The organism is Exiguobacterium sp. BG5(2022) (genome assembly GCF_031844365.1).
GTDB lineage: Bacteria > Bacillota > Bacilli > Exiguobacteriales > Exiguobacteriaceae > Exiguobacterium > Exiguobacterium profundum.
Map to the genome: position 1 here is coordinate 1,794,871 of NZ_JAUZVB010000001.1, position 22,615 is coordinate 1,817,485.

The 22,615-nt window shown below is 47.1% G+C and carries 20 protein-coding genes and 1 pseudogene; 3 read left to right on the forward strand and 18 right to left on the reverse strand.

Annotation, left to right across the window (positions count from 1 at the left end; all coding sequences use genetic code 11):
- Positions 1 to 247: 247 nt before the first annotated feature.
- Both rpoE and Q9R25_RS09160 read right to left on the reverse strand, forming a co-directional pair.
- Positions 248 to 727 (reverse strand): DNA-directed RNA polymerase subunit delta, encoded by a 480-nt coding sequence (gene rpoE, locus Q9R25_RS09155; RefSeq protein WP_074035668.1) that lies wholly within the window; start codon positions 725 to 727, stop codon positions 248 to 250.
- 80 nt (positions 728 to 807) lie between these two features.
- On the reverse strand, positions 808 to 2,133 hold the full coding sequence (locus Q9R25_RS09160) for a hypothetical protein (RefSeq protein ID WP_196431282.1): 1,326 nt from the start codon (positions 2,131 to 2,133) through the stop codon (positions 808 to 810).
- A gap of 170 nt (positions 2,134 to 2,303) precedes the next feature.
- Here Q9R25_RS09160 and Q9R25_RS09165 point away from each other — a divergent pair, with 170 nt between their 5' ends.
- On the forward strand, positions 2,304 to 3,602 hold the full coding sequence (locus Q9R25_RS09165; protein WP_214690423.1) for a globin-coupled sensor protein: 1,299 nt from the start codon (positions 2,304 to 2,306) through the stop codon (positions 3,600 to 3,602).
- 38 nt (positions 3,603 to 3,640) lie between these two features.
- On the opposite strand, the gene Q9R25_RS09170 is transcribed toward Q9R25_RS09165, so the two are convergent.
- The 8 genes and pseudogenes from Q9R25_RS09170 to Q9R25_RS09205 form a co-directional block, all read right to left on the reverse strand.
- Positions 3,641 to 5,767 (reverse strand): (Fe-S)-binding protein, encoded by a 2,127-nt coding sequence (locus Q9R25_RS09170; RefSeq protein ID WP_159562996.1) that lies wholly within the window; start codon positions 5,765 to 5,767, stop codon positions 3,641 to 3,643.
- A 92-nt stretch (positions 5,768 to 5,859) separates the two neighbouring features.
- A complete protein-coding gene (locus tag Q9R25_RS09175; protein WP_078147689.1) occupies positions 5,860 to 6,576 on the reverse strand; it encodes a hypothetical protein in 717 nt (238 codons plus the stop codon).
- Between the two features lie 7 nt (positions 6,577 to 6,583).
- Positions 6,584 to 7,102 (reverse strand): GNAT family N-acetyltransferase, encoded by a 519-nt coding sequence (locus tag Q9R25_RS09180; RefSeq protein WP_159562997.1) that lies wholly within the window; start codon positions 7,100 to 7,102, stop codon positions 6,584 to 6,586.
- A 167-nt stretch (positions 7,103 to 7,269) separates the two neighbouring features.
- Positions 7,270 to 7,698, reverse strand: coding sequence for a hypothetical protein (locus Q9R25_RS09185; protein ID WP_159562998.1), 429 nt, complete (start codon positions 7,696 to 7,698; stop codon positions 7,270 to 7,272).
- Positions 7,695 to 8,114 (reverse strand): YwiB family protein, encoded by a 420-nt coding sequence (locus tag Q9R25_RS09190; RefSeq protein ID WP_159562999.1) that lies wholly within the window; start codon positions 8,112 to 8,114, stop codon positions 7,695 to 7,697. Before Q9R25_RS09190 ends, Q9R25_RS09185 begins: the two co-directional genes overlap by 4 nt.
- Positions 8,115 to 8,165: 51 nt before the next feature.
- A complete protein-coding gene (locus Q9R25_RS09195) occupies positions 8,166 to 8,726 on the reverse strand; it encodes a GNAT family N-acetyltransferase (RefSeq protein ID WP_215243621.1) in 561 nt (186 codons plus the stop codon).
- A 34-nt stretch (positions 8,727 to 8,760) separates the two neighbouring features.
- Positions 8,761 to 9,424, reverse strand: a pseudogene (locus tag Q9R25_RS09200) (Type 1 glutamine amidotransferase-like domain-containing protein).
- A 118-nt stretch (positions 9,425 to 9,542) separates the two neighbouring features.
- Complete coding sequence (locus Q9R25_RS09205; RefSeq protein ID WP_159563002.1) at positions 9,543 to 11,246, reverse strand: glycoside hydrolase family 13 protein; 1,704 nt, start codon at positions 11,244 to 11,246, stop codon at positions 9,543 to 9,545.
- A 213-nt stretch (positions 11,247 to 11,459) separates the two neighbouring features.
- Between Q9R25_RS09205 and Q9R25_RS09210 the strand changes: the two genes are divergently transcribed.
- Positions 11,460 to 11,954 carry a GNAT family N-acetyltransferase gene (locus Q9R25_RS09210; RefSeq protein WP_311283067.1) on the forward strand — a complete coding sequence of 165 codons (495 nt, stop codon included), beginning with the start codon at positions 11,460 to 11,462 and terminating at the stop codon, positions 11,952 to 11,954.
- Positions 11,955 to 11,970: 16 nt separating this feature from the next.
- Positions 11,971 to 12,735: a MerR family transcriptional regulator gene (locus Q9R25_RS09215; protein ID WP_311283068.1), complete on the forward strand. Its 765-nt coding sequence runs from the start codon at positions 11,971 to 11,973 to the stop codon at positions 12,733 to 12,735.
- 9 nt (positions 12,736 to 12,744) lie between these two features.
- Here Q9R25_RS09215 and Q9R25_RS09220 read toward each other — a convergent pair whose 3' ends face one another.
- From Q9R25_RS09220 to Q9R25_RS09255, 8 genes are read right to left on the reverse strand one after another with little or no spacing between them, the layout of a single operon-like run.
- A complete protein-coding gene (locus Q9R25_RS09220; protein ID WP_311283069.1) occupies positions 12,745 to 13,395 on the reverse strand; it encodes a hypothetical protein in 651 nt (216 codons plus the stop codon).
- 4 nt (positions 13,396 to 13,399) lie between these two features.
- Positions 13,400 to 14,149 carry a hypothetical protein gene (locus Q9R25_RS09225; protein ID WP_078147699.1) on the reverse strand — a complete coding sequence of 250 codons (750 nt, stop codon included), beginning with the start codon at positions 14,147 to 14,149 and terminating at the stop codon, positions 13,400 to 13,402.
- Positions 14,150 to 14,182: 33 nt separating this feature from the next.
- The gene (locus tag Q9R25_RS09230) at positions 14,183 to 15,313 is read right to left on the reverse strand and encodes a glycosyltransferase family 4 protein (RefSeq protein ID WP_012727419.1); all 1,131 of its coding nucleotides are present in this window, start codon (positions 15,311 to 15,313) and stop codon (positions 14,183 to 14,185) included.
- Positions 15,301 to 16,626 carry a nucleotide sugar dehydrogenase gene (locus Q9R25_RS09235; RefSeq protein ID WP_196431291.1) on the reverse strand — a complete coding sequence of 442 codons (1,326 nt, stop codon included), beginning with the start codon at positions 16,624 to 16,626 and terminating at the stop codon, positions 15,301 to 15,303. The genes Q9R25_RS09230 and Q9R25_RS09235 overlap by 13 nt, the downstream gene beginning before the upstream one ends.
- Before the next feature lie 26 nt (positions 16,627 to 16,652).
- Positions 16,653 to 18,005, reverse strand: coding sequence for a phenylacetate--CoA ligase family protein (locus Q9R25_RS09240; protein ID WP_311283070.1), 1,353 nt, complete (start codon positions 18,003 to 18,005; stop codon positions 16,653 to 16,655).
- Between the two features lie 17 nt (positions 18,006 to 18,022).
- Positions 18,023 to 19,366: a phenylacetate--CoA ligase family protein gene (locus Q9R25_RS09245; RefSeq protein ID WP_311283071.1), complete on the reverse strand. Its 1,344-nt coding sequence runs from the start codon at positions 19,364 to 19,366 to the stop codon at positions 18,023 to 18,025.
- Positions 19,366 to 20,394 carry an NAD-dependent epimerase gene (locus Q9R25_RS09250; RefSeq protein ID WP_311283072.1) on the reverse strand — a complete coding sequence of 343 codons (1,029 nt, stop codon included), beginning with the start codon at positions 20,392 to 20,394 and terminating at the stop codon, positions 19,366 to 19,368. Before Q9R25_RS09250 ends, Q9R25_RS09245 begins: the two co-directional genes overlap by 1 nt.
- A complete protein-coding gene (locus Q9R25_RS09255; RefSeq protein WP_311283073.1) occupies positions 20,391 to 22,301 on the reverse strand; it encodes a polysaccharide biosynthesis protein in 1,911 nt (636 codons plus the stop codon). Before Q9R25_RS09255 ends, Q9R25_RS09250 begins: the two co-directional genes overlap by 4 nt.
- Positions 22,302 to 22,615: the final 314 nt, after the last annotated feature.

The window sequence follows — 22,615 nt, forward strand, 5'->3', positions numbered from 1 at the left end:
TTTCTTTCTCCTCTCTTGAATACCAACCATCGGGAAACGAAAAAACAAAAAAAGCAAAAGTGCCCCCGAAAATGGAGGACACTTTTGCTGCATCGTTACGTGCTAAACTAGCCCATGACTAATTTACGCCAGAGACGATGCAGTCGTCAAGATATTATTTTTTCTTTTTTTCAAGTCGATGAACACGACTAAAAAAGAAAAAGAGACACGCCTAGCCGGGCGCGATGCCCGGCTTTTTTGCGGTCTCTTATAAATCATCCTCGTCTTCGATATCGAGGTCGTCGTCCAAGTCATCGTCCTTGAAATCGTCAAGGCCTTCTACTTTTTCTTCTTCGTCCTCATCATCAAATTCAGATGAATCATAGTCTTCAACTTTTGCGAATACATCCAAGTCATCCTCGATATCGACGATGCCTTCGTCTGCTTCTTCGAACTCTTCTTCGAATTCGTCAAGTTCACCACGTTGACGTGCTTCGATGACGAGATCCTCATCCGACTTATCGAATGGGTACCAAACACGAAGCGCCCAACGGTTTGCTCCTAAGTTGACGAACAACCCGTCGATGTTCAAATCGGTGTAAAGTTGTGCGATTTTTTCGAGCTCTTCCTCTTCACTCGCAAACGTATAGTTTTGCTTGATTTTTTCGCGAATCTCATCAAAAGAAACAGGCTGTTCGCCAGTTTCTTGGAGAAGTTCATAAACGAAATCAATCAACGATTTATTCATTAAAGGACACTCCTTTTCCGTCACTAGTTAAACATCACTCCTCATTATAAACAAAAGCGATATGAAAAAGCTAGGGAAAATTATGATTCATGTATTCTACTCGGACGAACTCGGAACCAGTACAGGCTGATCAATCCAATATTGAAAATCCACGTAAGTCCTAGAACACCGAACATCCATGCTTTTGGAATTTGAAACGATAATTCCTCGTTGACCGTCTGCCCAACGTACAAACCGTACCCTAACAATCCAATCATTAAGAAGGAGTACGCAACGACCATCCCAAACCGCTTCCACAGCTGCAAGAGCAAGGAAGCAAACTCCTTATTTTCCCCATATTGATCAAACAGATACGTATGGCTTACACTCGAGTACATCGTCTGCGTATACCCACTGACAAATAAGACAGGGATGAACGCAAGTGGCTCGATAAATCCTAGGAAAAAGATGAGGGAGGACACGAGTAACACGAGGTATGGGTGACGTGCGAAATCAAATATACGACTAAATAAAATCCAGCCGATGACGCCTACTAAAAATGGGACAAATACATAAAAAATGAGAACTTGAAACGAGTACAAGGCAAGACTGACAAAGACGGCACCAATTAACGTCCAACCACCGAACAATCCAATCACAAACGACAGCAATTGAACCTGACGGGTGCGACTCGCTCCAATAAAGTCTCGGACGCGCTTTTGGTACAATAACCATCCAACATAAACGAGCAAAATAATCATTAAGCCAAATACTTCGATATAGCCACGCGCCCCTTCTAAAAGACTGAGCAGACGACTAATCAATGTAAAAACGGTGACCGCGATGAAGGCACGGAGAAAAGAACGAGTTTCAAACTGCCAAGTCGCCGATTTTTGAAGCGGTAATTTCCGAACAAAAAGCCATGGTAGAATCAAACTGACCAAAAAGAGAGCGATGGCCAGATTGTATGACTGTGTCAATGCATAAGAGAATATCGCAATCCAACCGACTAACATCAGAACCAACGGCCAGGAGCTCCCTTTATCTTCTTTTGAATCTGGATCAGCAGCTGGTTTCAGTTCGTTTAATTGCGATAAAATCGTCGTCATAATCGACCCGACTCCAATTGATCCAACCCCGACTAAAAAGGCGCTCCATTCAATCGCACGCTCAAACGGGAGAACGAAACAAACGAGACCGACAACGAGTACGACCAAGGCGATTAAAAAGGTATCTTTAGAACCACGGCGTCCAATGACATAAACCCACAATAATAGACCGGACATACTGGCTACATAAAAAATCAAGAATGGAATGAGACGCCCGACACCTTCTTCGACTGCCATAATAGATAAAAATAAGATCTGCGGAAGAATTTGACTACTAAGAGCACTGACAATCGTCAATAGGACAACCATGTTTTTCATGGGACACACTCCTTACATTGAGATTGAATATTCTGTTCCTCAATCATCCTTTCCCAGATCCATTCGTCTGCGAACCTCTTTCATAACACATTTACTTCTCAGTTTCTTCACTCTTTTGCCGATATAGAAGAGAATGACATTTTAGATATGAAAGAGAAGGAGAAAAATATATGGCACTTTTTCGTAAAACACCATCCAATCACTTCGTCGCCACTACCGGCTTTCCTGAAATCCAGACAATCGCTAAACCAGCCGACTCAAGCTTGAATGGTCGCACTCACTACATGGGATACACGACCTCTCAAGTAAAACGACTGCAAGGTATGGCTCCACTCGTCGAGTCAGTACTTGACGATGTACTTGAAAACGTACTCGACCACTTAATGCTGCAACCGGAAATGGTACAGATTGCGAACGCATCATCCACAAGAGAACGATTAAAAAAGGTATTCGCCGATTATTTCCGCAGCCTACTAACAGGGAACATCGATGATAAATTCTTGGCAATGCGGAAACGAATGGGACAGACGCACCACCACTTCGCCGTGCCTGTCGTCTGGTTCTTGGCGACGTACTCGGCATTTAATACGTTGCTCATCCCAAAAGTGGTTGAAACGTATCAACACGATCCTGCCCTCTTAAGTGAGTCCCTCTTAGCGTTGTCACACGCGATGAATTTAGACGCACAAATCGTCACCGAACAATACGTCAACGCCCGCCTCGATGAAATCGAGTCTGCGAACCAAGCTCGTGCGTCCCTGTTGAGTGACGTGACACGCGTCAGCACAGAAGTGGCGACTACGATGGAACAAACCGGACACGCCATGTCTGAAACGAGCAATCGTGCTCACCAAGTCCTTGCGGAAACGGAGCAAACGGAAAAAATGAGTCGTCATTTGATGAAATTGACGCACACGAACGGAAATCAAATCGAACAGATGGAAGTAGAGTTCAAACAGTCGGCCACCTACGTCGATACTTCGCTCGATCGAATTACCGCCCTAAAAGAAGGTTCACAGGATATTGTCAGCATGACCAAGAGCATCGAACAAATTGCTAACCAAACGAACTTACTCGCCTTAAACGCTTCGATTGAAGCGGCTCGCGCAGGAGAACACGGAAAAGGGTTCGCCGTCGTCGCCACCGAGGTACGCACACTTGCGGAGAACGCAAAACAACTGAGCAGTCAAATCAACGCGCTCATTCATGAAAATGAGACGAACATCGCGGCCCTCCTCGAGCAAATGGGGCAAATGCATCGGACGAACGATGAAGCGATGCGCCAACTAAGCACCGTCAAAGCTGGTTTTTCGACCGTTCAAGAAGAAATGGGCCAATACGTTCTTTCTTTCGAACGAAACAAACAAGATCTCGGACAGATGGTCGAGACCATTTCATCGATCAACGAGACGACGCAAGGGTTATCTCACTTGACCTCTTCCCTTCTATCCACCTCTGAGATGCAGTAAACAAACAAGGCACGGTCCGCGGACCGTGCCTTCATGTATTATTGGACAACTGGTTCTGGTATCTCGATGGCCTTCAGCGAGCGATCGAGCAATTCGACGACATCGAACGTGCCGACGGTCTCATCGACTTCCTTCGCTTTTGTTCCATCAGATAACATCGTCAAACAGTACGGACATGCCGAACCGATAACAGTCGGTTTCGTCTCAAGTAACTGTTCTGTCCGAGCCACGTTGACACGTGTCCCGACTTTTTCTTCCTGCCACATGAGACCACCACCGGCTCCACAACACATACCGTTTTCACGGTTACGTGTCGCTTCGACGAGTTCGACACCCGGTATGCGTTCTAGGACGAATCGTGGTGCATCGTAAATGCCGTTATAACGACCAAGGTAACAAGAGTCGTGATAGACGACACGTTCGTTCACGTGAAGGTCTGGCTGAATCCGACCTGTGTCAAGTAACTCCGCGAGCAACTCCGTATGATGATACACCTTCACATCAGTCAAACCGAAGTCCGGATACTCATTTTTGAACGTATTGTACGCGTGCGGGTCGACCGTGACGATTTTCGTCACCCCATACTTCTCAAATAGTTTAATGTTCGCTTCAGCGAGTTCTTGGAACAGCAACTCGTTTCCGATTCGACGTGGTGTATCCCCTGAGTTTTTCTCTTCATTTCCGAGAATGGCGAATGAGACGCCTGCCTTGTTCAAGACGCTCGCAAAGCTCTGCGCGACTTTTTGGCTACGGCTATCGTAAGACCCCATCGCGCCGACCCAGAAGAGATACTCGAATTCCTCGCCTGCTTTTTTCTTCTCTTTCGCCGTCGGGATGACGAGCTCTGTATCCTTACGCCAGTTCTCGCGTTCTTTCCGGTTCATTCCCCACGGGTTTCCTTGACGCTCGATATTGGCGACCGTACGCTGTGCCTCAGGGTCCATCTTCCCTTCCATCATGACGAGGTAACGACGAAGGTCAATGATTTTATCGACGTGTTCGTTCATGACCGGACACTGGTCTTCACAGTTACGGCAAGTCGTACAAGCCCAAATTTCTTCTTCCGTGATGACGTTGCCGATCAACTCGTCTGCGACGAGCATATGACCGTCTTGCGCAGCTGCTGCGATTTCAGCACCTTGCGTGTTTTGGAACATGAGTGCAGGTGCCCACGGTGATTTTCTCGTGACCGCCGCGCCTTTCATATTCATATGGTCACGAAGTTTGACGATTAAGTCCATCGGCGACAACATCTTCCCAGTTCCTGTTGCCGGACAAACATTCGTACAACGCCCGCACTCGACACAGGCATACAAGTCGACGAGCTGCTTCTGGTTGAAGTCTTCAATCTTGTTGACCCCGAAGACAATCTCTTCATCCGACTCTTCCGCTTCTTCCATCGCTGAAAAATCAACAGGTGCCAAGCGACCGACTTTGTGCGTGCGACCGAGCCATACGTTGAGCGTTCCGGCAATCAAGTGTGCGTGTTTTCCTTGTGGGATGTAGACCATGAAGCTGAGCAAGAATAAAAGGTGCATCCACCAAAAGACGACGAATAAAGCGAAAGCGACAGAGCCCGGTACCCAAGCAAATGCTGAGCCGATGAGCGTCGCGACCGGTTCGCCCCACATTGGAAGCTCTTCTTTATAGACGAGGTAAAAACCGTTCCCGAACAATACGGAAACCATCAACCCGCCGATGAAGATGAGGGCAAGACCTGCTAAAAAGTTTCGTTTCAAGCGCACGAGCTTCTCGACGTAACGACGGTAGAATCCCCAAACGACCGCAACGAGAATCATGAGCATGACGATTTCTTGCATGAACGTAAAGATTGGATAAAGCGGACCGAGCGGGATATGCGGGAAACGTGTTCCCACCGCTAGTCCTTTCCAAATAAAATCAATCGCCCCGAATTGGACGAGGATGAAGCCATAAAACATCATGACGTGAATTGCGCCACTCTTCTTATCTTTCAACAATTTCTTTTGACCGAACACGTTGATCATGACCTGTTCGAGTCGTTCTTTGTTCGTTTGGCTCCATTCTGCCTTCTTCCCGAGCTTGATGAACGTATAACGCTGATGAACTAGCGTAGCAAATAAATATACACCATAGCCGAGGACGAGCAAGAATAGAATCCAGTTGACGATTAAAAATGTAGACATCCCCAAAACTCCCCCTTTTGAAAACGGATTCAATCTTGAATTCAGTATATCAAATGATGAATGAACAGTCATTCATTTTTGTGAAGTTCTCATCAGAAGTTTAGAAGATGTTTCAATATGAGCAATAATCCCCCATAGCTGCACACGGCCAATACGAACGTGCGGAAGTGCAAATTTCGGTCGGATGGCAGTTCAAACTTCACGATATTGAGAATCATCGCCCCGGCCACAAAGGCAAAACAGAGCGCTTCGACGTGCGCCGCCAAGTCAATCCAGCGTGAAAAGAACCCACCAAGTAAAATCCCACCACTCAACAAATAGCGTCCTTGTCGCATGTAACGTTCACCATAATGACGATTTAAGTCATGCCCGAGCGCTAAAAAGTGGACACCGAGCGCTGTCGCATAGAAACTTCTCGCAACGAACGTCACCGAGTCGGCTGTCACCACGTACGCCGAGAAGGTCATATAGGCCGTGAGGAGTGTCACCTGTAACCAATACGAAACGGCCCGGTCGACCGCCTCATCTTGAAAGTGAGGGGTACGAACGAACCGCATGGTGCCGTAAAACAACGTGAAACCGATGAGACTGACGATGTAGATTTCTGAAGGTAACGCCAAATTCAACCAATCGACACGAAGCGTGTCCTGGCGTTTGTTCAGGGACGGCAAAAGATACATGAAGAAGTACGTGATGGCGATGCCGCTCGAGAAAGAGAACCATTTTTTCGAAGGAACGGTCTCTTCTCGGAACAAATAGATGCCGAAGAAGTTAATCAGCGCCAAATAGATGATGATCCAGTTCGCCATCTCGTCCTCACCCTTTCAAGTCAATCCAAAACCGCTCGACGACTGTCCCGTCTTCTTCCGTATACGGTGTGTCCGCAATGCCACCATTGTTTAAAATGACTTGACGGGAAGCTATATTTGTCCGGTTACACGTGATGAGTGCCCGCTCGATTCCAAGTTCTTTCACTTTCTCAAGCGCAAGTTGCAGTTGGATTGTGGCGAGTCCACGCCCGCGTGCGCTCGGTTTCACCCCATACCCGACATGCCCGCCAATCTTCAAGAGCGATTCGTTCAGCTCATGACGAATGTTCGTCGCGCCAAGAAGCTCCTCCCCGTCCGTGAGCCAATACGTTGTGCTCGGGACCCAACCTTTCTCTATATGTTCACGTAACTCTTTCTGACGTAACGTGTTGACATATGCCTCGAAGTCGGTCGTTTCACGGTCCACTGAAGTCGGGACGATTCGCTCATCACGTTCGTACCATTCTTGTAAAAATGCGAGAATCTGTTCTTTTTGTTCGACAGATGTTTTGATTAGTCTTAACATCACATTTCCCCCTTTAACCATTTCCATTCGCGTTCTCTGTTTGATTTCCTTGTTCCTTCATCTTAGAGAAGATACCTTCGAAATAAAATGGACGTTCTCGTCGAAGTGTGTCCCCTTTCAGGCATGAAAAAAAGTGCCATCCTGTTCAGATGACACTTTTGACATGCTTACTCTTCGAGTCCGAGCCGTTGTGGCATATGTGGCGCGAGTTGTCTCGCTTCTTCCAACCGACCTGCTTCGACGAGCGTATGGAAATGTAAAAACTGTTCATGCGATGCATCACTGATGGCTGCCAAATAATCGACGTACCGATCGTAGACCGCTTTGTCTTCTGACCGCGCCTCAATAAGTGCGATGTACAGGCGAACGGTGTCTTCCCCGTAAAGGAGCGGGAACTCATCGTTCAGTTGAAGCAATTTATCGATTGAATCAATATCGACTCCGTTTTCTTGGTCATAATGCATGATGACTTGTTCAGCATGGTCTTCAAGGCGACCGCGCCACTCTTCATACTCTTCTTCATTCGTTTCGAGCATCTCGAACCAGTCTTCGTTCAACATCTCTTCAATCTTATTTACGCGTTCTGTGAAGTTCATACGCTCTCTCCTCCTTCAAATGTCCATGTGACATGTACTTCGTATATACCCACGTTTTCTTCATTCATGGATAATTCATATACGAACGTACATGACTCTTCAGACACATCGAGTCGCGATGTCGTCGTCGCCATCGTCATCGACATATAGGCATTCTTATATAAGCTTTGCGTGAAGCGACCTTCGATGAAGGAATGGTTCATCTCGATCGGTCCTTTGCAGATGAGCGCCAATCGTTCCGGCGTGTACTTGATTGTCGTCGGGACAGTTCCGTCCTCTTGTTGTTGGTCAAACATTAAAATAAAGCCAGTCTTCAATGGATAGTATACGCCGTCAGCCGATAGTTCGATCGGCTCCGGAATGTCACTCATCCGTGTTGTTTGCTGGACACGCACGCGAAGTGGTTCAATCGCCATGCTCATCCCCCTTTCCGTCAACTCATCGTACCATATGTGGTAGGAGTCGTTCTATCGACGGTGCTTCGTTTTCACATAGACGAGATGGTCTACCCACTCATCATTCTCAAAAATAAATCCCTCTCTCGTGCATTCATACGACATGCCGACGCGCTCTGCGAGACGAACGGATGCCTCATTGTCGAGATTGATGTGTGCCTCGACCCGTTGAAAATTTAAGTCGTCAAAGGCGATGCGCATCGCTAAATCGACCGCCTCTGTGCCATATCCGTTTTGCCAATGTTGGTTATGGATGGTATACCCGACCCGACCCCAATGAAATCCATCTCGCGCCAATGTCGAGAAATCCACCATGCCGAGATGTATCCCATCTTCAAGCCGGAAAATCCCAAAGACATGCGCACGGTCTTCATGTGCGAGTGATTGGTGTGTGTCGACTAGCTGACCGAACCAAACGGACGTACAGTCGCTCATATCTAATTTCCCTGGGTCATATACATGTTGTGAAACGAGACGATTTGTAAAGCCGCTTAACCATGTGTCATAATCTCGTTTCTCTAACGGTCGTACGATGATTCGATTTGTTTTTCGATGATACGTAAATGGATTCAATCTCTCCTGTCTCCTCCCTATTACTTTTATACAGTCAGAAAAACTTCTTCCACTTTCCTTCCGAAATCACATCGATCTTCCCTTCGTTTACACGAATCGCGGTCTCGTCGTCAATCGCATAGGCCGGCGACTGTAATGTCTCCGCCCATTCTGCAGCATCTCGTGACGTGTTCTCCGGTAACATTTCGTGGTCGAGATGAGGAAAAATCGAGAAGTCGACAAACCCTAATGTATCATCACTCTGCTCGTCGGATGCGCGCCATCCGACAAACGCTTCTCCAATTCGTGGTGTCATCACCATGCTACCTGCACTCAATCCGACGTAGACGCCTTTCCAGGACGGGAGCAGCGAGGCTACCCCGGACTGTTTCATCCAATGGTAGAGAAAGAGCGGATCGCCCCCCATTCACCAATAATACGTCTGCCTTATCAAACGCCGGTCTCCACACCGACTCATCGATACTCGGGAGTGCGCTCAGTTCAAGCACCCCAACCGACTTCCAGCCCAACTCACACATCGGCGTCGAGAAATCTCCGTTGAAAAAGTTCCATGCGTGTTTCGTTCCCCCGTTCAACGCATAAATGGCTGTTGGGATACAGAGTGCATTACACTCTTCAATCGGCTTGCCCAATAATTCCAAAAGTGCCTGCTTGATGCTCTCGTTTTTAACGCCAGCGGACGTCAATAGTAGTTTCATTTGTTTCCCTCCTTATTGAATCTTTTCTAAAGCATTCTCATCATCCCCGTGCATCCCCTTTATTCATATTAAAAAGACCGTAGTCGACTTCTCGCCTACGGTCTTCAAACTTGAAAGATTAGCTAATTTTATACACGCGACCTTCGAACGGTTTCAAGTGAAGGAGCGATGATTCCGCATCGCCTTCAACCGGCATGTTGCTCAAGACGACATCTTGCGCACGAAGTGTCTGATCCATATCAAACATCGTCTCTTTCGCCGTCAAGTTCGTGACGACGAGGTACTGCGTGTCACCGAGCGTACGCGTATACGCATAGACTTCCGGGTGTTCCGGCAAGACGACATCATACGCCCCGTAAACAAACGTCTCATTATCTTTACGAAGTTGAATCATCTCTTTATAGAAGTTAAAGATTGAGTCCTCATCTTCAAGCTGTGATTCGACGTTGATATCCGTATAGTTCGGGTTGATGCCGACCCATGGCTGCTCTGCGAACGTGAATCCGGCGTTCGGGGCATCACTCCACTGCATCGGTGTCCGCGTGTTGTCGCGTGACGAGTTCCACGTGATGCGCATCATCTCGTCATGACTCTTCCCTTGCTCGACACCGATATAGTAGCGGTTGCGTGTCGCGATGTCATCATATTGATCGATCGAATCGAATTTGACGTTCGTCATCCCGATTTCTTGACCTTGATAGATAAACGGCGTCCCTTGCATGAGGAAGTACATCATCGCAATCGACTTCGCGCTTTCTTTCCAGTAACGCTCATCGTCTCCCCATTTCGAGACCGTACGCGTCTGGTCATGGTTTTCGACGTAAAGGGCGTTCCATCCATCGGCCTCAAGTCCTTTTTGCCATTTCGTCAACACGTTCTTCAAGTGAACGACATCGAGTTTCGAATCGGCATCTTCACTCCAAAGGTCCATGTGTTCGAATTGGAAGACCATGTTCATCTTCCCTTCCTTTTCACCGACCCATAGATGGGCATCGTCAGGTGAGACGCCGTTCGCTTCACCGACCGTCATGATGTCATGTTTATTGAACGTCTCGTCACGAAGCTCTTCTAAATAGTCGTGAATTCCGTCCACGTTCATGTGCATCTCGAACGACGGTACAAAGTCGAGGTCGTTCGGGTTTGGCAAGTCGGCGAACGTCGGATTCTTGCGAATATGGCTGATTGCATCGACACGGAATCCGTCGATCCCTTTTTCGAGCCACCAGTTGATCATATCGTATACCGCTGTACGCATCTCAGGATTTTCCCAATTGAGGTCCGGCTGTTTCTTCGAGAAGACATGCAAGTAGTATTGCTCCGTCGTTTCATCGAATTCCCAAGCCGAGCCACCAAAGATCGATTCCCAGTTATTCGGCTTCGACCCGTCCGGTTTTCCGTCGCGCCAGATATACCAGTCGCGCTTCGGATTGTCTTTTGAGCTCTTCGATTCAATGAACCAAGGGTGCTCATCCGACGTATGGTTGACGACGAGGTCGAGCAACAGCTTCATACCGCGCTGATGCACTTCGTCCAATAAGCGGTCGAAGTCTTCCATCGTACCGAACTCGTCCATGATATCTTGATAGTCACTAATGTCATAACCGTTATCATCGTTTGGCGATTTATACATCGGGCAAATCCAGATAACATCAATACCGAGGTCTTTCAAATAGTCGAGCTTATCAATGATTCCTTGAATGTCTCCAATTCCGTCCCCGTTCGCGTCATAAAAGCTACGCGGATAAATTTGATAGGCGACGGCTTCTTTCCACCAGTTGCGTTTAAGCGTTTGTGTTTGTTGTTCTCGTTGTAAAAGTTGCATGTGATCTAGATACTCCTTATCCCAAAACTCACTGCTCATCATTTATACTTATCTTATTCGTGCTGTGAACTTTATATCATTAGCGCAATCGTTTGCACGATGCAATAAATTTATCTTACCAAAAAACATTCGATGATACAAAGATGTTTCATCAGCATACTCAACGTGTACCCTACACGATTTTGAAAAGAAATGAAAGCGAGGTGCTTCATCATGTTTCGATTTGCCACAATGGAGGATTTTTCAGCAGTCGATCAATTGATTTTAAAGAAAGCAAAAGAGTTCCAAGTAGCCGGAAAGTCGCAATGGGTCAAATATTTAGAGCCGAGTCGTTCCGACTATGTCCGTCACGATTTGACAAACGGGACGGTGTTTGTCTACGAACGAGATCAGCAAATCGTCGGTGCCGTCAGCCTGATTCCTCCGACTGACTGGGACCATAATCTATGGGACGACCCGGACGGTGCCGTCTACTTGCATCGACTCGTCACGGACTCGAGTGCAAAAGGTGAACGCATCGGGGAACGTTTGATGCAGCATGCCTTAGCAAACACGTCTTCGACCATTCGATTGGACTGTGTTGCCGATAACGCCTTCTTAAATAACTACTATCCTCGATTCGGTTTCCACTATATCGGCGAACGAAATGGATTCTCACTGTTTGAAAAAAGGCTTGACCTTGACGTGACGTCAACCTTTACGCTTTGACTAAGGAGGTGAAGGGATGTATTCGATTCAACAACTTGCGTCACTCGCTGGAACGACAACGCGAACGCTTCGACATTATGACGCAATCGGTCTTCTCATTGCGAACCGTGACGCCAACGGCTATCGGCGTTATTCTTCGCGCGATGCGGAACGGTTGCAACTCATCTTACTCTATCGCACGCTCGATGTTCCTCTCGATCAAATCGGAGAATTGCTTGATTCAACGACGTTCAACCGGATTGATGTGTTGAGTGGACATATCGAGGCGTTGCGACAGAAAGCAGCCTATTTCGCTCAGCTTGCCGAGACGGCAGAAGCGACCCTCACCTCACTCAAAGGAGGGATTCCAATGGATGACAAGTCATTATTTTATGGATTATCTTATGAGGAGATTCAAGCTCACGAGGCGAAACATCAAGAGGAAGTGCAGGAACGTTGGGGAGAGACTTCAGCTTACAAGACAGCACAAGAACGTGCGCAGAAGCGATCGAAAGCGGACTGGGAACGCATCAATCAAATGCAACTCGATTTGATTGCGCCACTCGTTGATTTATTTCGTTCACAAATCGCAATCGATGACGACCGAGTTCAATCGATTGTGAAAGACAATCATCTGTTCATCGACACACACTTTTACGACTGTTCACTCGATATGTTCAGTGGACTCGGACAGATGTATGTGACGGATGAACGATTCACCGCATTTTATGATCGCTTCGAGCCGGGGCTCGCTGCGTATTATAACGAGGCCATCCAATACTATTGTATCGCTAACAGTTAAGTCCAAGCCTCAGGCTTGGACTTTTTTTCGTCGCTCGGTGTCTTCTTGCGGTCCTATTTGAAGATGTTTTTGTAACATCGGGAGACTCGTCGCCAAATAAATATAAGGGAAGGTCGAGAAGTTGTCCGTTCCACCTGTATAGATTACTTCACTCGTTAGTGGGGTCCATCCTTTCTTCGTCCACTGGCAAAGTCGAACTTCTTTTCTCGATGTGTGGTTATGGAATCCCCAATATGCTTCTCGTTGTCCCACTGCCATCGATGGGGTGATGGTTAAGATGGGACAGTTCATTTCTTGTAACAATCGTTCGTTCATTTCCGCAACTTCGTACATGATGATGACGTCCGGTTGCAGGTGTCGAATCGTATGTTTCGCTTTTTTATCTTGTAAGGAAACGACACGCGTCATACGCTGTTCCGGAATCGAATCGTCACAGAAAGCATACCGCGACTGCAACTCCGCGATTCGTTCTCGACTGAACCGCCGCATTATGGGAGTCAGGAAGGAAATGTACGATTGTGTCAGAAGTTCTTTCCACGTGTTGACATGAGTCGGTGTCGGACCATCTTCCATGATCACATGTGTGACGCCTAAATCTCGTATCGCTTGATAGACAAGTGTTGAACTCCAGTGGTCGCCCGTGCAGAGTACAACTCGCATTTTCTCATCTCCCTCCACTTTGGTTTGCGGTTTGACGCATCTCTCGGACCGCCACATCAAATGAACCAAACATTTGTTGAATGTCTTTTAATGTCGGACGATTGCCCTTTTCTTTTTGCCACACTTCATAACCCCATGGTGAGAGAGCGGTCAAATGTTCATCTGCCTCGTGTAGCGCGTCCATCATTTGCTTCTCCGTGAACAGCTCTCGCGTTGAGATGCCAATCTCGTCTAACGCTTGGGACCAAGACCCGAAACGCCTCACCACTTTCGTGATACTCGGACGTTGGTTCTGCTTGGCCCATTTGGCATAAGCGGTCGACGTCAATGGATGAAGCTCTTCATTGGCATCAAGTAACGATTGGATGATTTCACATTTTTGATCGAACGAGATGATACTCTTCAAATTCGCCTCAATCAGTGCCACTTTCCACGATCCGAACTGAATGACGACCTCTGTCAACGTCGGTGCATCATTGGTCATGGCCCACTTTCGATAATCGGCACTATTGAATGAATCATGCTCTTTCGCCGCTTCACGAAGCATTTGAATCATTTCCTTTTTTGTGAACCGTGGCGTTTGCTGTTCCAACCCAGCCAAACGCAGTACATTCGACCATGATCCGTACATTTCCAATAATTCCACCACGGTTGCCCCGCCGTGAATCTTTTGCCATTTCTGATACATGTAGATGGTGAGGCGACCGTCCGAAGAAGCCTCTTGTAAGTGATCAATCAGTTGTTGCTTTCCCATGTCGCCTCCCCCTTACGTGATTGACGTATCGGTTCATCCCACTTCACGGCTACTAATTTGTGCGAACAGGTGAAGTTGACGACTTAAAATTTTCGTTTCGTCAAATTTTTCTTCGACCACTTCGCGACCACGTTGCCCGAATGAATAACACTGTTCAGGATGTTCAATGAACCAGCGCATCGCCAAGGTCAGTGCCTCAGGTCGACCGACCGGAACGAGAAAGCCGGTTTCCCCATCCGTGACTTCTTCTCGACAGCCACGGATATCGGTAGCGATGACAGGTAATCCGGACGCCATGGCTTCAAGAATAGAGCGTGGCAATCCTTCACGATAAGAGGGAAGTAAAAAGACGTCGTGTGCTGCAAATAAAGAGGGGGTATCCCGAACGAATCCGGCGTAATGAATCTGTGGATTTTGGGCTAAATGCGCCTCGACTTGTTTCGCCGTCTCTTGATCACGTTCACTCGTCATCAACTCTCCAGCAATCGTCAACGTCGCGTTCGGATAGCGTTTCGTCAGTTCATCGAACGCCTGAAGTAAATCTAGGATTCCTTTTTCTTGAACGAGCCTTCCGACAAACAAGAACTTTAAATGTTCTGGGGAAATGTGTTTCTCTGTCGGATAAAATCGATTTAAATCAATCCCGTTTCCGAGATGCATCAATCGTTCGTCCTCTTTGAAATGTCTTGTTTTAGCGAGTGAGTAATCTTCCTCGCTTTGGAGCAACAACCAATCGGTCGCTAATGCCGCGAGTGATTTCTCTAACCAGAAGACGAGTTCGTATGCGATTCGACCCATTCGTTCGTGGAAGTAAAATCCATGTGCGGTATAGAGAATATGTGGTGTCCTGGCAATGCGGGCCGCAACTCTTCCTAACGCTGCGGCCACCGGGGTGTGGACGTGAATGGCATCATATTTTTCGCGGCGCAATAACCTCACCAACTCTTGAATGGTCTGTAGATTACGCTTCGGGCTAAACTTTCGATCGATTGGCAACGTATGAATGACCCATCCTTCGTCCCGAAGACGATCCGTCCGATCACCGTAAGCACACGCGACGTCGACTTCGTGTCCTTCCGCCTTCAGCGACTCAATGAGAGGACGTAGCAACACATCCGCTGTCATATCGACAGCGCAGAACTGGAGAATCTTTAAAGGCGCCATAAGTGCACCTCCTCCGGCTTCATCGCGCGATCGAGCATGCCTTTCAAGTCAATGACGATGCCACGACCTAACTTCAGCTGGCGTTTCGCAATCGTCCAACCCTCTTGAACGAATTCATCGTGAGACACGGCATAGATGACGACATCCGCTGGTTTTAAGTCACAGTATGATTTGACATCGATTCCATACTCTCGTCGTACCTCTTCCGGATCGACGAGCGGGTCACACACTTGCACTTCTAAGCCGAACTCCTCGACCTCTCGAATCAAGGAAGCCACTTTCGAATTTCGGATATCACTGACGTTCTCTTTGAAGGACATCCCGAGGACCGTTACGCGCGATCCGAGAATGGCCATGTTTTGACTAATCATCGTTTTTATCAATGATGTGGCGACGAAACGTCCCATCGTCTCGTTGATTCGACGACCTGCTAAAATCACTTCCGGATGATAACCGAGCATTTCAGACTTCATCGTCAAATAGAATGGGTCGACGCCGATACAATGTCCACCGACTAGACCTGGTCGGAAGTTTAGGAAGTTCCATTTCGTCCCGGCAGCCTCTAACACCTCGAGCGTATCGATGTTCATGCGATCGAAGATGATGGCCAATTCATTCATCAACGCGATGTTCAAATCTCGCTGTGTATTCTCGATCACTTTGGCCGCCTCAGCCACTTTAATCGAGGAAGCACGATGAACGCCGGCATCGACTACCGTCTCATAAACAGCCGCTACCACATCGAGTGTTTCTTCATCCTCGGCAGCTACGACTTTTTTGATTGTGCGGAATGTATGCTCACGGTCGCCTGGATTAATTCGTTCTGGAGAGTAGCCGACTTTAAAATCAATCCCGGCCCGGAGACCCGATGTTTTTTCAAGTAATGGGATACACTCTTCCTCTGTCAGTCCCGGATAGACCGTAGATTCGTATACGACAATCGTGCCCGGTCGCAAATGCGCTCCAACAGCACGAGTCGCGCTACAAATCGGTCCTAGATCTGGTTGATTTTGATCATTGATGGGTGTCGGCACAGCCACGATAATGAAATCCGCCTCTTCAAGTTTGGCGACATCCGTCGTATATAAGACCGCTGCTTGCTCAAGGTCTACTGATTCAACTTCTCGCGTGCTGTCGAGATGAAGGGTAAGCTCATTGATACGCGTTTCATTGATGTCTACTCCGATGACGTCTCCTACGCCACCTAGCGCAACAGCGACAGGGAGTCCGACATATCCTAATCCGACTACAGCTACGTGACGATTGGCAATGGTTTTTCGTGTTGTACGTGATTCTGAGATGAGTTTATCCATGTCCATCTGCCTCCTGAGATTCGGAATTATGCGGTTTTATCAATCACAATGACTTTTCCATTCGGTCCCCGAGGAATTGATTGCACGGGGGTCAACGTAATCATGACCTCTTTACCGAACAGTAGTTCCAACTCGCTCCTCATAATCTCTTCATGTTCTGGCTTGAAGCGTTCCAGATCCGGGACGTATTTTAGTTCGATATGATACAAATCATGTTGCCGATACTGCGTTTGGATAACCGAGTTGGGTAATACTCGGACAACGGTCGTCAAATCCCCTTCATAGATTTTTTGTTTGTTCGGCGTGAGTACATAATTGCTTTCGCGTCCCTCAATGGAAGTGACGAACGTTCCTCCCTGTCCACAAGCACATGTCCCTTCTCCAATTTTCATCCGATCGCCAATCCGGTAACGAACGAGCGGTGTCCCATGGGTCGTAAAACTCGTCACTAAAATTTCTTCGTGATCCCCATACGACTCGATCACGCCTGTTTCGTGGTGGAGATGCATATTCCCATGGGTACATTCCGTTAAAATCGGTGCCCCCTCAGAAGATGCGTACTGATCAAAGACCGGGGCATTAAACGCCTCTTCTAAGATGGCTCTTCCTTGAGGCGTAATCGTTTCGGCTGTCGGAAAAATAGCCAGTAATTGAAATTCAAGTGGGATCTGATTCTCTTTGATGTATTTTGCGATTTCAATCATGGCAGATGGTGCACTGTCTAATACAATTGGCTTGAATCGATTTAATGCGTCGATGTAATGAGGGATGGTCTGTGGGTTGACATGGTAGAGTGAGAACAGCATTTGATTGAGCGGTCGATTGTAGCGCCAAAATACAGGTTTTTCTTGATCCGGATTACAAATTTTCCGTCCTGTGAAACTCGCTCGTTTCATTCCTCTGATAAACCCGTGTTGCGCTTTGAAAAAGTCAACGTGGGCCATACGTCTTTGATAGTCTTCTTTCGTGAAATGGACTTGCAAGGACGTCCCTGTCGTTCCACCGGTTCGACCAAGAATATCTGTTTTGATGTTAGAATGGATGTCCGGATTTTTCCTAACTGTTTCTTTTTCGAGGATCGGGATGCGCTTCAACTCTTCCATCGATTGAAGGGGAAGAACAATCTCGTTTTCTTCAAACAGTTTTTGATAATATGCATTGTGCGTCGCACAAAATTCGAGAAACGCATTGAGTCGCTTCAATTGATCGGCTGCAACGACTGCCCCATCTTTGGGACGATTGGCTAAAACGACTAACTCACGCTCATATGTGCGTCCATACCGTTCTTGCCATAGTTTCATTCCATACAATGTCGTCATCCATTGTTGTAATCGAATCGGTGATTTCATGTATAAATCACGAAGCGCAAACCCTGCCATGGTGTAGTCTCCTCTCGCTAAGTGTAGAGTCGTTTCACGACTCGGACTTTTCCGTTCTTTTCTTTCTTGATGCTTTTCACATCTCGTAAAAGAACTCTCATTCGTGAAGTAAACAGACGCTCGACTTCTTTTTGGAGCGCGATTTCATGTTCAGGCTCAAATCGTGCTTCATCCTTCACGTACAGCATCTCAATTTCGTCTATTTTGTGTTGCAACACTTGAATTTGAATAATAGAGTTCGGTAGTACGCCGACCGCTGCGGTCAAATCTCCTTCAAACACCTTATAGCCTTCCGGCGTCTCAACATAGTTCATTTGACGACCATCGATTGACTCGATAATGGTGTCCTGTCGACCACATGGACACATCGCTTCACTGAGGGTCATCCGATCGCCAATGCGGTAGCGAATCAGCGGTGTTCCGTGCGTCGTGAAACTGGTGACGAGCGCCTCTCCAAATGCATCCGTCTCGATGATTCCCATCTCAGGGCGTAAGTGCATCTTCCCGCACTCACACTCCGTAACGATAGGAGCCCCTTCCGAAGAAGCATATTGATCGTAAACCGGCGCTTGGAACATCTCTTCTAACAACAAGCGTCCGGATGGTGTGAGCGTCTCCGAGGTCGGAAATAAAGCCACCGGTCGGAACGATAATGTCTTTTGATGGGTTTTCAAATATTTTGCGATTTCAATCATATCGGAAGGTGAACCGTCGAGTGCGGCCGGTTGAAATTCGTTCAACGAATCGATGTAGTGTGGAATCGTCGTCGGATTCGAATGCACGACCGAGTAGAGCATTTGCTTCATCGGGGCATTATACCGCCAATACACCGCATTCTTTTGATTACCTGGACAAATCATCCGTCCTGTAAAACTAGCTCGCTTCATCCCACGGCGAAAACCATGTTGTTCTTTAAAAAAATCGAGATGCGCCATTCGCATTTGATAATCGTATTCGGTGAAACGAACCTGAATCGATTTACCCGTCGTCCCGCCCGTCATGCCGATGATCGGGGCATGAAGGTTAGAAAAGATGGTCTCATCCGTTCGAAGCGTCTCTTTCTCCAAAGGGGGAATCCGCTTAAAGTCTTCTAAGCTCTTTAAGGGTAAGGTAACCCCGTGTTTTTTGAAGAGTCGCTGATAGTACACGTTGTGTTGATTACAAAACTGTAGGAATTGATTCAAATGATTGAGTTTTGCATCAGGTGACGCTTCATTTGGAGCACGTCTCAGTCGCTCCAATTCCTGCTCATAATACTGACCGTATCGCTCCCGATATAACTTGATTCCATATAAGGAAACCAGCCAATTTTGGAGGCGAATCGGTGAGTGTGCATAAATCCGATCCTGTAAAATCCCCATTACTCGATGCCCTCCTTCAACACTTGATGATAGGCGATGTACCAGTCGATAAACGCGTTTACGCCATCGCGAATCGACGTCTGTGGTTGAAAGTCAATCGATTCATACAAAGAGGAGGAATCGGCAAAACTCGCGGGTACATCTCCCGCCTGAACTGGTAACAAGCGGAGGATGGCCTTTTTCCCGACTCGCTCTTCGATCGTCCGAATAAAGTCCATCAAGGATACCGGTTGCTGATTTCCAATGTTATAGACACGAAACGGAACGTCACTCCGGTCAGGTAGAGGATGTTCATAGTCAAACTCCTCATCTGCCAACGGTGCGATATCCATAAGTCGGACAATCGACTCGATGATGTCGTCGATGTATGTGAAATCTCGTTCCATCTCACCATAGTTGTATACATCGATTGGTTCGCCTTTTAAAATCGCCTCCGTAAATTTGTAAAGTGCCATATCGGGACGCCCCCATGGCCCATAGACGCTAAAGAATCGCAACCCCGTCGTTTTTAGACCGAACAAATGGCTGTACGTATGAGCCATCAACTCATTCGCCTTCTTCGAAGCCGCATACAAGGATAGCGGATGATCGACCGGGTGTTGTTCGGAAAATGGCATCGCCTGATTTGATCCGTAAACCGAGCTAGATGAGGCATAAATCAATTGCTCTACTGGATAGAAGCGACAAGCCTCCAAGATGTTCAAGAAACCAACGATATTGGATTGAATATAAGCATCTGGATTTTCTAGACTGTAGCGCACACCGGCCTGAGCCGCCAAATTGACCACGACTTGGGGTTGGTTTTTTTCGAAGACACGCGTGATTGCCATCTTATTTTCGAGGGCATCACGATAGAGTTTGAAACGAGGATGCGTCAACACATGAAGTCTTGATTCTTTTAATCTCGGATCGTAATAATCATTGACCACATCGATCCCGATGACATGATGTCCTTCTTTTAGCAACCGTCGAGCTAGATGAAAACCAATGAACCCGGCCACTCCGGTCACGAGAACTGTTTTTTTCATAACGACTTCCTCCTTTGCGTTGACTCGTTGACTCGCATGCGTACCGGTTCGATTTGTGGCGCAAAAATACTTTCCATCACTTCTTCTGGCAGTTCGTTGTTTGCGACAAACAACAAGAAAGAAGTGAGTCCATTCGATTGATCGAGTAGATATTCAATCGTTTTCAAAATCGGATCAACCGATTTAAAGGGTCTTGTACAACCGACGAAAATCTTTTCATATACTTGATTCGTATGTTCGCTCGTTGCGAGCAGTTCTTCGAACAGCTTCTCACCAGGACGAATGCCACTGAAATGAATCGGGATTTGTTCGAGGGTGAAACCGCTCAGTGTAATCATCCGTTTCGCCAAGTCCACAATTTTGACGGGATTCCCCATATCTAGTACGAACACTTCGCCCCCATTTGCGCGCACGCTTGCTTGAATGACGAGGCGACTCGCTTCCGGGATGGTCATAAAGTATCGGGTCATCTCTGGATGCGTCACCGTAATGGGTCCGCCCCGTTGAATTTGTTCTTTAAAGAGCGGAACGACGGAGCCACGACTTCCTAAGACGTTGCCGAAACGAACGACCGAGAATGTCGTTTTGCTGTGGCGAGCCTGCTGTTGGACAATCATTTCTGCTACTCGTTTCGTGGCACCCATCACGTTCGTCGGATTGACCGCCTTATCCGTAGAGATCATGACGAACCGCTTCACTTCAAAGAAATCGGCGGCTTCGACCATATTCTTCGTTCCGTAAATATTGTTTTTCACTGCCTCTCTCGGATTGTCTTCCATGAGCGGAACGTGCTTGTGAGCTGCCGCATGATAGACAACGTCCGGTCGATACTGATCAAACACTTCCATCACCCGCGCCCGGTCTTGGACGTCACCGATGACGGGACAAATCTCTGTATCAGACCCGAGTAAGCGGAGTTCGCGATCGATTGCATATATGCTATTCTCGCCATGTCCAAACAGGATGAGTTTGCCAGGATTGAATTTCATCAATTGACGGCAAAGCTCTGAACCAATCGAGCCTCCTGCACCGGAGATGAAAATGGTTAATCCACTCAACGTTTGAGAAATCTCCGAAACATCGAGCTGAACCGGTTCACGGCCGAGCAAATCTTCGATGGCCACTTCTCGAATCTCATTTAATGAGACTTTTCCGGATGCGAGTTCCGCAAGCATTGGCAGTGCATGGGATTCGACGCCTGTCTTCTCAATTCGTTTCAAAAGTTGGACCCGATCTCCGTAAGGAAGAGAAGGAATGGCCAACACAACCACTTCGATATTCAGCTCTTCAATTTTGCGTTCTAATAAATCGATTGAACCGATGACCGGTGTCCCGTGAATGTAGAGACGGTGAAGCAATGGATTATCATCCAACACCCCGACCACATGCAGCACATTCGTTCGATGCTCTTTCAGTTCTTTAATGATTTTTTGACCCGATTCCCCACCACCGATAACCAAGGTAGCTTTTCCATTCGACACCGGTGCGTGAAATCGGAAAAACGATCGTGTCCTAGCGACGAGTCGGATAAATAACATTCCGTTAAATGCGAGTAAGCTTTGAATAAAAATTGCTTGATAGGAAAAGCCATCCAATAATACGTATGATGCGAATAAGACGAACGTGTCACTCATGACCAACACAATCGCCAGTAATTGCAATTCACGCATCGATCCGTATCGCCAGTCGATTCGGTATACCCGAGTCACCCATCCTAAAATGAGAAGAACGAGCGTCTTCAATCCGAGGATCGTGATCAAATCTAGCGGGTCAGATGTTACCGTCGGATCATTTGCAAAGAATAGGTCAAACGTCACGAAAATCGCGAGCCCTGCAATCGTGATATCGAGTAACATCAAGAGCGCATTTTTTCGATCAATGGGAGACCGAACAGTTGGAGTACTCATCCTTTCACCACCTTCCATCCCAATCAGCTTCGAGTTGATGCTAGATAAGTACCCGTTCAAGATTCACAATCCAAAAGAAAAGAATAGCTTTTTGATACGAATGACATTTCGTCATGAAACGGTTTAACAAATGTGTAATGAGTTTTTACTTTCTTTTGTGAATATTTTTAATTTATATGGGTATTATGGGAAGTAGAAGGTAGGACATTTGGATTATTTTCACTTTGAGATTTTGCGAATGTCGCATTCTCCCAAAGTAGTCAATCGATTCAGGTTCCTCCCTTTTCATATCTCGTCACCGGACACATATTCTA

Bases quoted from the DNA above. Each gene is read 5' to 3' on its own strand.
- Q9R25_RS09220 (WP_311283069.1), bottom strand. From the start codon at position 13,395: ATGCGAGTTGTACTCTGCACGGGCGACCACTGGAGTTCAACACTTGTC.
- Q9R25_RS09180 (WP_159562997.1), bottom strand. From the start codon at position 7,102: ATGTTAAGACTAATCAAAACATCTGTCGAACAAAAAGAACAGATTCTC.
- Q9R25_RS09230 (WP_012727419.1), bottom strand. From the start codon at position 15,313: ATGGCGCCTTTAAAGATTCTCCAGTTCTGCGCTGTCGATATGACAGCG.
- Q9R25_RS09190 (WP_159562999.1), bottom strand. From the start codon at position 8,114: ATGGCGATTGAACCACTTCGCGTGCGTGTCCAGCAAACAACACGGATG.
- Q9R25_RS09175 (WP_078147689.1), bottom strand. From the start codon at position 6,576: ATGGCGAACTGGATCATCATCTATTTGGCGCTGATTAACTTCTTCGGC.
- rpoE (WP_074035668.1), bottom strand. From the start codon at position 727: ATGAATAAATCGTTGATTGATTTCGTTTATGAACTTCTCCAAGAAACT.
- Q9R25_RS09170 (WP_159562996.1), bottom strand. From the start codon at position 5,767: ATGTCTACATTTTTAATCGTCAACTGGATTCTATTCTTGCTCGTCCTC.
- Q9R25_RS09215 (WP_311283068.1), top strand. From the start codon at position 11,971: ATGTATTCGATTCAACAACTTGCGTCACTCGCTGGAACGACAACGCGA.
- Q9R25_RS09225 (WP_078147699.1), bottom strand. From the start codon at position 14,149: ATGGGAAAGCAACAACTGATTGATCACTTACAAGAGGCTTCTTCGGAC.
- Q9R25_RS09235 (WP_196431291.1), bottom strand. From the start codon at position 16,626: ATGGATAAACTCATCTCAGAATCACGTACAACACGAAAAACCATTGCC.
- Q9R25_RS09205 (WP_159563002.1), bottom strand. From the start codon at position 11,246: ATGCAACTTTTACAACGAGAACAACAAACACAAACGCTTAAACGCAAC.
- Q9R25_RS09165 (WP_214690423.1), top strand. From the start codon at position 2,304: ATGGCACTTTTTCGTAAAACACCATCCAATCACTTCGTCGCCACTACC.
- Q9R25_RS09245 (WP_311283071.1), bottom strand. From the start codon at position 19,366: ATGGGGATTTTACAGGATCGGATTTATGCACACTCACCGATTCGCCTC.
- Q9R25_RS09240 (WP_311283070.1), bottom strand. From the start codon at position 18,005: ATGGCAGGGTTTGCGCTTCGTGATTTATACATGAAATCACCGATTCGA.
- Q9R25_RS09250 (WP_311283072.1), bottom strand. From the start codon at position 20,394: ATGAAAAAAACAGTTCTCGTGACCGGAGTGGCCGGGTTCATTGGTTTT.
- Q9R25_RS09185 (WP_159562998.1), bottom strand. From the start codon at position 7,698: ATGAACTTCACAGAACGCGTAAATAAGATTGAAGAGATGTTGAACGAA.
- Q9R25_RS09210 (WP_311283067.1), top strand. From the start codon at position 11,460: ATGTTTCGATTTGCCACAATGGAGGATTTTTCAGCAGTCGATCAATTG.
- Q9R25_RS09255 (WP_311283073.1), bottom strand. From the start codon at position 22,301: ATGAGTACTCCAACTGTTCGGTCTCCCATTGATCGAAAAAATGCGCTC.
- Q9R25_RS09160 (WP_196431282.1), bottom strand. From the start codon at position 2,133: ATGAAAAACATGGTTGTCCTATTGACGATTGTCAGTGCTCTTAGTAGT.